Here is a 9,974-nt window from a genome sequence, read left to right on the forward strand (position 1 = left end):
GATCAGGCCGCACAGCGCTCTGGGCTACCGTCCACCCGCGCCCGAAAGCACCGTCCCGATGGACCAGAGGCCCACAATGCACTAACAATCAAACCGGACCACCCAATGGGGGCAGGCCAGCCGCGTATGTCAAAGCTTGGCGCTACGCCGGTTACGATAGGTAGTCCGGCAGTCATTCCGCATCGAGCACATCAGGCAGAGGAGGCATGGAACGAAGCAAGGTCGGCAGGACCACCCGCATCACACTTCGTTTCGTGGCTCGCTGATAGCACTACTGGCGCGGGGCCGAACCCTCACCTACCCCCAAGGCATCGAACAGGTGATAACGGCCCTTGGACGAAGCCGCTCACGCGCCAACGGCGAGCGTTTCTGGCATTCGGGACTGATCGCTACCCTGTGCATTTGGGAATGTGGACCGCCGCCTGACGATTGAGAGCAAGGTTACCAACACCGCAAATCTGATCCCGAAATTGCGCCAATCTCATGTAGCCTGATCCTGGCCGATGGCGTTGTTCTGGTGACGCGCTTCTGCTAGCGCTTGATATGAGCGCGAAAATCAGTAGCACCAGCGGATGGAGAATGAAATTTGCGCGTCGCTGAAGAGACCTGCGCCAGCTTGCGGCTTTGGCTCCACCTACCGCTGTCGGTTGAGGCGTGCGGAGTCGACAGGAGTGACAGCTTCACTTCCTATTGGATGAATCCAGAAAATCTGGCGCAAACTGGAAGCGATGCTCAGACGCTTGAGCGGGAAGAAGAGACCTTCCCGGATTTCCGGGGACATAGCTATTTCCACGACTTCGTGTCGAAGGCCCTGTGGGGCGGGCACCGACGCAGCTCAAGCACATTCGACTGGTTCGTGTCGACCAAGGCGCAGCGGTCGTTGATTGCCGATTTCGCAGGCGCCTCGGATGACCCCGCGGCCAGCGGAAACGGGCTGCTGAAGGTCAAGCGCTTTATTGGCACGGTCGGGCGGACCGAGCTACGGCTGCTCAAGGATAACATGACCTGCCTGGACGACAGCTCGGACCGCGACGGTCTGCGCAATCTTCTGATCGCGACGTTTCCGTTGAGTATCGAGGCATGCGCTGTCAGATGCGATATTGCAGGTCAAACGGCGATCGACGATATCGCGCAAGAGCCTTCTCGCGCCCTGACCCTCGCGGATGCCCAGGACGCGCTGGAATGGATCAGGCGCACCTTCGCGCATTGGTGGAAGCCTGCGACTGACGCCGACGGGAAGGGTGGCCGTTACGGCGCGCCCGGCGATACGCTCTACCGTGTCTTCCTGGATGGCAAGGAATGCATCGCGCCGTCTGGGGATGAGGTGCAGGCGAATTTTCGCCATGCCGGGATCGTGCCCATCCTGCCGTGGTTCGATGATCTTCTGACCCCTCTCAAGGTCGACGGAAAACGGATTGCCCATTTCGGGGACGAGCGCTGCTATATGACCAGCGTGGTTTCTCTGGGCGATGAAGGGTTGAAAGACAGAGCAGCGCGCCAGACGCTGCTGGATTTGTCGAGCGGTGACCTTTTCCGTCTGGCCGAGGCGGATTTCTCGGGCAGCGGCCCGGCATATCAGGAACCGTTTCTGGAAAAGCTGCGCGACGATTATGTCTACGACCGGCACGGTCCGGCGCCCGATGGCAAAACCGGAAATGCGACGCTGTTCCTGACCACGCATCACCATTTTTGCGCCATCGGCGCAGGCGGCTTTGCGCATAGAGATCTGCCCAGGAACACGGCGAAATACTATCGCCACATGCAATTCCTCTGCCTGTTCGAGTATTTCCGGCTGATCCAGTTCTCCCAGCGTCTCAGCGAGCTGGTGGCGGGAAAGTCGGACATGACGACGACCGAGTTCCGGGACGCGCTTCAGCGCATCCGTGACGATTTCCTTAGCTTCGTTCACCGCAATCGTGTCACCTCTGTCTCGACACAGCTTCAACCGCGCGAGATCTATGCAAAGCTGCGCAAGGTCATGGGCGTGGACGCGATGTTCCATGAGGTCGAGGCAGAGTTGAGCTCTGCCGCCGACTACGCGAATGCGATGGAAGCGCGCGATGCTTCGCGGCGGGCGGATGCCCTGAACCGGCTGGTCTCTCTGGGCGTTCCGCTGGGTTTGACTGTGGCGCTTGCGGATATCGAGGCGAACCAGCGGGGCGTCGTGCTTCCCGATGGTCGGTCGCCGGGGATCGTCGATTTCTGGGCCGACACCGGCGTCATTGCTTTTTTCGTTTTTCTGCTTTGGGATGGGGCTGCTATCGCGAAGGATTGGCAAGGGCTAAACTGGAGGGAGCGATTCTGCGGGTTGTGGCGGGTTTGGAGTGTCGCGCTTGGGGCGGTTGTTCTTCACCTAATGCGATAATCATCCTTGGATATTTTTTAACTATACGATAATTATTGATAATATATGGAAATCATGATTGAGTTCCGGGCAATCTGGATGCGGGGTGGAAAGTAGTTGATTGCTCTTGGAGATATGACCTATTTTGGATTTGCAAATATGGTGTTGTGGAGGGTAGATGCTGATGACATGACCGCATGGAAGCGGATTGAGACACCCAGCATAAACATGCCGAGAATCAGCAAATGCTGATGACATGACCGCATGGAAGCGGATTGAGACTTTTCTGGTCTGAATAACCATCGCACCGTGGATGCTGATGACATGACCGCATGGAAGCGGATTGAGACTTTCCGGAGTGCCCGCCGAAGCGGGAAGCACATGCTGATGACATGACCGCATGGAAGCGGATTGAGACTCGATTTCTTCGTCCGTCGCGACCGGGAGTGAATGCTGATGACATGACCGCATGGAAGCGGATCGACGCTGACGGGGCAAAACTTTCCGTCTTTCTGTGGTTTTCGGACCTTGCGTCCGGGGCCGTTTGACGCAACACTCCTCTTGGTTGTGGAGGTGTCGATGGGTTTTCTTCATGTAGAAGGTATCAATTTCGACAGCTGTATTTTCGACACTTCGGATATCTCGACCATTCGCGGCGGGTCGATGCTTCTGGAAAGCCTCGGGTCGGAGCTCTCGAGCAGATTGACGCTTCCCCTGGTGGATGCGGGGGCCGGCCGCGCGGTATTTGCACTCCCGGAGGGCGGGTGGGAGCGGATCGCCGGAGAGCTTGCGCGTTTCCTGGGCTCGGATCCTTGGCGGCATTTCTCGATCATCACCGGCACGGGGGAAACGCGCGGGGCCGCCCGCTCCAGTGCAATCCTGTCGGCGCCTTCACAATGGTCGATCCCGCCTTTCGATGCCAAGGGTGCGACTGGCCCGGACCCCGAGGATTTCAAGCGCCCCGCCACCAAATGCGAAACCGACAAGGATGGCAAGAAGACCAGGCTCGTCTCGGCCTCGGTGAAGGAACGGCGCGACGTGGCGCGTAGAAAGCGCCCGGTTCTCTATCCAGAGGATGGTGGGCTTGTCCCTCCGCAGAGCTTTGAAAGCATCGTCGTCACGACCGAGGAACTGCCCTTTGTGGTGCGCAACAAGATCGCGGTCGTCGTGGTGGATGGAATGGGCGGCGGCAAGCTGCGTGCGGCTTATGAGCGCGCGGGCGGCGTGTTCTATACGGCCAAGACCGCTTTTTACGACCGGTTGGCCGAGCGTATCCGAACCTGGATGGCGGCCGAAGGACTGGTGTTGCGCGAAAAGGGCGTGACCGCCGGGCAATGTGATGTGCTGCTCTGGGGCGGCGACGATATGACGTTTTTCATGCCTGCCCGGAAGGTGATGTCATTCGTGAGGCTGTTTCTTGACTATGGCGCCGGCCCGTTTGATCCGGCTGGCGTGCCCAAGCTGCGGTTTCCGCATCGGCTTGGGGTGGTGATCGCCCACGTACGCACGCCTTTTCGTCAGATGTGGCACATGGCCGGGCAGGCCGAGCACATGGTCAAGCAGGGCATGACCAGGGCGGATCGCTATGGAGAAAGTGCCGTCGCCTTCGCGCTTTTCGAAAGCGATGCGTTGCCTCATGGCGCTTTGTCCGAACACTGGCATCGGATCTATGGCGGAGCGCACGAGCCCGAAGCAGAGGTGTTCACGCGCGCGGAATTCGCTCGGTTCGTCGATTTCTGCCGGGAGACGCGGGCGGGCGAGGATGGAAGTGGCGATGCGTTGTCCCTGAGCCAGATCTACCGCGTCCTGCAACTCGGGCGCTTGTCCGGTGCCGAGGGGTCTCCCCCGCGGTCACTGACCCACCGAGATACCGATAGGGCCGTGCGGAACTTGCTCGCGTCTCACCTCGAACGGGCTGGCCGCGATGTCGATGCGCTCAATGCCTGGGGTGAGGTCGCGGAGCGGCGGTCTCTGGCGGTGCTTCTCGCGCAGGTCGCGCAGCTTGCGCCATATGTCGAGGCGAGTTTTCCGAGGATATAACCTTATGGAACGGCTCGACTTCTCAATCACGCTGACCATCCGCGCGCCGTTCCTGTTTCCGGGCATCCAGCCTGGACGTTTCGGACTCGACCGCTGCCAGCTTACGGATGTACACGGCCGGCCAGTTATGCCTCGAGATCAGGTCAAGGGCCTCGTGCGGCACGGGCTTGAGGCGCTTGGTCGGACAGATCTGATCAGTCAATGCTTTGGCGCTGCCAGCGGCGACGTCGCACCGAACCGCCTTTCGAACGAGAAGCCCGAAAGGTCGGCTGAAGCGCTGGCCCCTGATCACGGCCGCATCTTCTTCACCGATCTGGTGGCTGACAAGGTTGCGGATCGTGGCCTTTTGCCCATGCCGCGAGTCGAAATCGAACCAAACTCCGGCGCGGCTAAGACGGGGCATCTGGCGCTGATCGAGCAAGTCGTGCGACCCGCCAAGCCTACGACTTTCTCGGGTAGTGTCATTATTTTCACGGACGAGGACGAAGGAAGCGTCCAGGGATGGTTGCGCGCCGCGCTTGATGCGCACCTGTCTGTCGGTGCGATGAAGTCGGTCGGTTTCGGCGAGGTCATTAGGGTCGATGTAAAAGAGCGTCCGGTGGCTAAGCCCTGTACTCCGACCGGGCGCGGATCTGTCGCGCTTTGGGAGTTCGAGCTCGATCGCCCCTACCTCGTCGATGCAGAACGGATCGCCGAGAACTGTTACAGGGGGCGGCGCGAGGTTTCCGGAGCCGCCCTCAAAGGGTTGCTGGCAGAGGCGCTGAAGAGGCGCGGTATTTCTGTTGACGGGCTTGAACAGGCGTTGTCGGATCTGAAGGTTGGCTTCGCCGCTCCTGCAGGTAGCGGACCTGCCATGCCCGCGTCGATCATCTGGCACATTGATCGGGAAGGATTCTTCGATCTTGCCGGGTCAGAACAATGTCGCGGGCGCATCGACTGGCAGGCCGATTGGAAAGGCGACATCTGGGACAAGGCGCGAAGCGTCTGGAAGGGGGGTGCCCCCGTCTGCTACGAGGAACGGGTCCACACCGCAATCGACGTCGGCACGGGCGCGGCGAACGATGCAATGCTCTTCAGCACTCTGGCATGCAAACCTGCCGGATGTTTCCGCGCGGAGCTGAGTTTCACTGGGGCGGCGGAGCGGCATCAGTCGCTGCTGATCGAAGCCCTGTGCGGCGAATTGCCCGGTCTAGGGCGCACGGACGCGGTGCTGCGCACGACGTCCCTGACTCTGAGCGCTCCGACCAGCCCACAGCAACCCGAGGGGCTCGTGCATTTGAAGCTCGAGACGCCAGGCCTTCTTGCCAACTTCACAGATGCGGGAGAGGGAGGCGATGCCACGGAGGCGTATCGTCAATTCTGGTCGACCGTCCTTCCGCGAAGTCCGTTGCGCCAGCAGTTTTCCCGTCAGCGTTTGATTGGGGGATATCAGGCCCTACGTTTCAGGAGTGAATCGGTTTATCGACCATTCCTGCTTACTGAACCCGGCGCAATCTTTGAGTTTGATCTGAATGCCGGGGAAACCGGAATACTGTGCGATATCATTCGAAATGGCCTTTGCCGAAAGGAAGTAGAGGGCGTTAAGCTCGACTGGAGGAATTGCCCTTTTGTTTCGGAGAATGGATACGGTTCTTTTTCTTTGTATCGACCTGGCGTGGAGTAGTCACATTCAATGATGAAACGAATGATATATTCCTTCAAGGTTATTGCTCTTTCGCCAATCCATGTCGGAAATGGCGGGGTGCGCCAATTCACTGAGGCTGAGATCACATCGCAGGGGGAGGGCAAAAAGAAAGAGGCGGCCTTCGGCGAGGTCGCAACATTGCAGCGGGATCACGAAGACCGGCCATATATTCCCGGAAGCAGCCTGAAGGGTGCGCTTCGTGCGGCGGCAACCCATGTCGATGTGGATGTCGAGCGGCTGTTCGGCATGAGCCACGAGATGGCTGCGACCAAGCCACTGCGCGCTGCGGCAACCGTGTTAGGAACCGCCGCTCTATCCGGCGGGGAGATCCTCGTTCGCCGAACCAGCGTGGATTTGCGCAGTGGCGTCGCACAAAAGGGCCTTTTGTTTGCGCAGGAGTTCGCTGCCGAGGGCGCTCTTTTCGACATCAAACTTGTTGTCGAGACGCCAGCGCCCGAATTCGACAAGATCTGCCGTGACATGGAAACCGTACTCGGTGTGTTCGTAGGAAAAGGCGGACTCGACCTGGGGGCGAATAAAGCCGACGGCATGGGCCGTCTTGCACTCAACAGCGCGTTGGTGACCGCGACCGAATTTGTCCTCGGCCCCGATGGTTGGCGGCTGTTGCGGACACCGGAGGTGAAGCTGTCGCCTTTCGAGCTGTTCCAGGTGGCGCATCGTCTCCCGCTCTACTGCAATGGCCCCTATCTGTCACGCGACGGTGTCGAAGTGAGAACCCGCAAGACACGCGAGGGTGAGCTGAAGACGCAGGAAGTGACGCAGCCCGCGCGACGATCGGGCGATTTGCCGCTCTTGACTGGGATGGGCGTTAGCGGCGCGCTGCGAAGCCGGGCGGCGTGGCTTCTACGTCTCAGGGAACTGCAGACCGGCCGGATGGACGAAAAGCGGATCTGCCCCACCTCGGCCGGAGAGATGCCGCTCAATACGTTAGAGCGGCTGTTCGGGCACGAGGGTTTTCGCGGGGCGCTTGCCTTGCGTATCGAGAACGTCTCGCGGCAGGGTGGGTCGGAACATCCCTCGGTTCGCCTGGATCCGGTAACGCAGGCGCCGATTTCTGGTGCGCTGTTCGCGATGGGCGCACATAACGGGGTCGGGTTCGACTTGGAACTCGGTTGGTTCCGAGAGCCCGATGACGAGGTTTCGGCACTTCTGAATCTTCTTCTGGAAGACATCGAAATCAACGGGCTGAAACTCGGGGCCGCGACGTCACGCGGTTTCGGTTGGTTCAATGCGACGCCCGAGTTGACGCCGAAGCCGCTTCACATGCCGCCGGTGAACAAGGATAAGAACGAAGAGGCCGATCCGACTGCGGACCTACTGCCTTCGCCCGAGATCACGCTTCCCTACAGGCTGGCTGAAGTCGACCTGAAAGCGGTCGGGATGCCGCAGGAGATCGTATTGGATGCCTTCGCAAGCGATGACAAAGGGCTGCACGCCACCCCCTTTGCGGATGGCCTCTCGGGCCACGTCGACGTCGACTGGGTCTTCGACACCCCGCTGCTGATAGGAGATGGTGGAGACATACGCCGGCCACAGAAGATCGGCAGCCACTACATTCTGCCCGGCTCGACACTCAAGGGTCTCCTGCGTTCGGTGCTCGAGACAGCAACCAATGCGCGGATCGGGCGGTTGAACGATGCCGCACTGTCCCCTGAGGAAATCAGGCAAGGTCGCAAGAGCTTTCCCTACAAGCCGAAGCTCGAGCAAATCCGCCGTGCATCGACAGCCAGCGACCTCAATCCGCACAACCCGCCGCTCGACGCGCGTTTCCTGCCGGATTTTTGCCAGGCGTTGTTCGGCTTTGGCCTCGACGACGACGAGGGGCACCTTCCGCACGAGCGGGCGCATCTGAAATCGCGGCTTGGCTTCGGCTTTGCCTGGGCGGTCAGCGATGTGACCGAGGACAAACCGCGCAAGATCACCTTTGCTGAACCGCGCCCGACCGCGGTGTTTTACGATCATGTCGGGCGCAAACGCTATCAGAGCACCAAGGAAACGTCGTCCAGCGTGTTCGAGCGGCTGGAAAATATGGCCAGTGGTACAGACGAGATGGCTTCGACCGTCCGCTACCTCGTGCCGAAAAGAGCGGCAGGAAAGCCGGCATGGCCGATGGTCTTTCGTGGTCGGATCGCGTTCCACAACCTGACGCCGGTCGAGCTTGGTGCATTGATGTTCGCGTTGCTTCCAGAGATCATGGGCACCGCGCGCCATCAGGTCGGGCAGGGCCGCATGGCGGGGGCGGGGCGATGCCGGGCGGCGAATCTCGATCTTCTATTGCAGCCCAACGATGGGTCAAAGCCAACGGCGGCGGCCCCGGCCGAGTTTGCCCTATGGGGTCTGACCGGGCACACGCTTTTTGAGTATCGCAAACTGTTCCTTGCCTATCTCGAACAGATCGGGCGGGACGGGGCCACTGCGCAAGGCACTGCCGAACTTCTCGCCTCCCTGAATCCTCGGGTTGGAAAGGCATTGCGGGAAGACGCCGGGCTGAAGAGAGGCGAGCTGAAATACCAGACGAAGCAGACGCTGGGCAAGGATGCCTGCAAGCGCATCGCCGGGCAGCAGGATGGACGGCTGGCGGCGATGTTGAAAAGGGCGCGGCGATGAGGTCAGGCGAGCCAGTAGCCGCTGCGCGGCTCGATCGGTACCGCGTCGCCGAAAACCCGGGTGCGGTGTTCGCCATTGGCGCCGATGACGTAGACGCGCAGGCTGTCGCCCGGGTCGAGCAGTGCGGCGACCCGTTGCGACACCGCCGCGGCGCGCGCCTCGGTCATGCGCACCTCGAAGACCGATTTCTGCACCCGGCTTGCCTCGTCCTCGAGAATCTTCGCGGCCTTGCGGCGGATCTTGTTGCGCGAGATATCATAGGTGAAAACCGTGAGCATTTCTCCTCGCGCCATGGCCGCGACTCCGCCGAAAAGGGTGATTTCTGCTTGGAAAGATTGCATCTATTTGTGAGGAAAGTCAAAAATGGATTTCGCGCTCGAAATTCCTGCCCGCTTCCGCAATTTTTATATCAAACCGGTTACCATGCTTGGATTGTGTGTTGGATTTTTGCTTGCATGATTGGGGTTCCGGCGCCTAGGTTCGAACGATATGCCCGCATGGAAGCGGATTGAGACTTCCTGCTGCGACGAGCCGATCCACCATTGCGTTCGAACGATATGCCCGCATGGAAGCGGATTGAGACAGTGCGCGGGATTGCCGAGTTCGTCAGCATGAGTTCGAACGATATGCCCGCATGGAAGCGGATTGAGACCAAGGGAGAGATCGACTTCGGAATCATCTTGTTCGAACGATATGCCCGCATGGAAGCGGATTGAGACGGTCCTCAATATTGTCGTGGTTCACCTCCGTTCGAACGATATGCCCGCATGGAAGCGGATTGAGACGCGCACGATGATCGGATCGGGAGCTTCGCCCATGTTCGAACGATATGCCCGCGTGGAAGCGGATTTAGATGTGGGTGTGCCGACGCCCGTGAATAGGGCGTCGGCGCGAACGAGTTGCCTGCTTCGGAGAAGGTGGCCGCTCGCTCAGTAATCCTGCACCTGCGGCTGGAAGGGGCGGTCGGCTGGCGCGCGCATGTGCCAGGCCAGCGCCCGGGCTTCTTCAAGCATCAGGCGGCGCATCGATACCTTGCGGTCCGAATGGCGGCTGCGCACCGCCCGGTCCAGCGCGGCCTCGTAGCCCTGTACGAGCGCCCGCCGGCCCTCGGACGAGATTCGGACCGAAGCGCCGGACGGCGCGAACATTCCGGCGCGCAGTAACCGACCGGTTGATACCGTCGCCTGATCCTACGACTTCCAGTTCCACGGGAGCAGTTCGTCGAGGCGGTTGATCTTGTGATCGTGGATACGGTCGAGGACATCAGCAAGCCACGCT

At 60.2% G+C, this 9,974-nt stretch carries 7 protein-coding genes and 1 CRISPR repeat array; of the genes, 4 read left to right on the forward strand and 3 right to left on the reverse strand.

Translation table 11 applies throughout. The annotated features are described in order from the left end of the window. Positions 1–586 precede the first annotated feature (586 nt). From I6N89_RS24910 to I6N89_RS24925, 4 genes are all read left to right on the forward strand, one after another. On the forward strand, positions 587–2,365 hold the full coding sequence (locus tag I6N89_RS24910; protein ID WP_207020929.1) for a hypothetical protein: 1,779 nt from the start codon (positions 587–589) through the stop codon (positions 2,363–2,365). A 558-nt stretch (positions 2,366–2,923) separates the two neighbouring features. Continuing rightward, positions 2,924–4,384 (forward strand): hypothetical protein, encoded by a 1,461-nt coding sequence (locus I6N89_RS24915; protein ID WP_207020930.1) that lies wholly within the window; start codon positions 2,924–2,926, stop codon positions 4,382–4,384. A 4-nt stretch (positions 4,385–4,388) separates the two neighbouring features. Then, the gene (locus I6N89_RS24920; RefSeq protein WP_207020931.1) at positions 4,389–6,047 is read left to right on the forward strand and encodes an RAMP superfamily CRISPR-associated protein; all 1,659 of its coding nucleotides are present in this window, start codon (positions 4,389–4,391) and stop codon (positions 6,045–6,047) included. 21 nt (positions 6,048–6,068) lie between these two features. Next, positions 6,069–8,696, forward strand: coding sequence for an RAMP superfamily CRISPR-associated protein (locus tag I6N89_RS24925; protein WP_207020932.1), 2,628 nt, complete (start codon positions 6,069–6,071; stop codon positions 8,694–8,696). Between the two features lie 2 nt (positions 8,697–8,698). On the opposite strand, the gene cas2 is transcribed toward I6N89_RS24925, so the two are convergent. The 3 genes from cas2 to I6N89_RS24940 all read right to left on the reverse strand — a co-directional run. Continuing rightward, complete coding sequence (cas2, locus tag I6N89_RS24930; protein ID WP_207020933.1) at positions 8,699–8,989, reverse strand: CRISPR-associated endonuclease Cas2; 291 nt, start codon at positions 8,987–8,989, stop codon at positions 8,699–8,701. A 185-nt stretch (positions 8,990–9,174) separates the two neighbouring features. Then, positions 9,175–9,551: direct repeats of the CRISPR family, unit length 37 nt; unit sequence GTTCGAACGATATGCCCGCATGGAAGCGGATTGAGAC. 74 nt (positions 9,552–9,625) lie between these two features. After that, on the reverse strand, positions 9,626–9,844 hold the full coding sequence (locus tag I6N89_RS24935) for a hypothetical protein (RefSeq protein WP_207020934.1): 219 nt from the start codon (positions 9,842–9,844) through the stop codon (positions 9,626–9,628). Between the two features lie 42 nt (positions 9,845–9,886). Then, a partial coding sequence (locus I6N89_RS24940) for a transposase domain-containing protein (protein ID WP_207018952.1) occupies positions 9,887–9,974 on the reverse strand: 88 nt, incomplete at its 5' end.

The organism is Salipiger abyssi, assembly GCF_017311415.1.
Lineage (GTDB): Bacteria > Pseudomonadota > Alphaproteobacteria > Rhodobacterales > Rhodobacteraceae > Salipiger > Salipiger abyssi_A.

What these genes read in the sequence shown, in the direction of transcription:
- I6N89_RS24915 (WP_207020930.1), top strand. Translation starts at nt 2,924, where the DNA reads ATGGGTTTTCTTCATGTAGAAGGTATCAATTTCGACAGCTGTATTTTC.
- I6N89_RS24920 (WP_207020931.1), top strand. Translation starts at nt 4,389, where the DNA reads ATGGAACGGCTCGACTTCTCAATCACGCTGACCATCCGCGCGCCGTTC.
- I6N89_RS24925 (WP_207020932.1), top strand. Translation starts at nt 6,069, where the DNA reads ATGATATATTCCTTCAAGGTTATTGCTCTTTCGCCAATCCATGTCGGA.
- cas2 (WP_207020933.1), bottom strand. Translation starts at nt 8,989, where the DNA reads ATGGCGCGAGGAGAAATGCTCACGGTTTTCACCTATGATATCTCGCGC.
- I6N89_RS24935 (WP_207020934.1), bottom strand. Translation starts at nt 9,844, where the DNA reads ATGTTCGCGCCGTCCGGCGCTTCGGTCCGAATCTCGTCCGAGGGCCGG.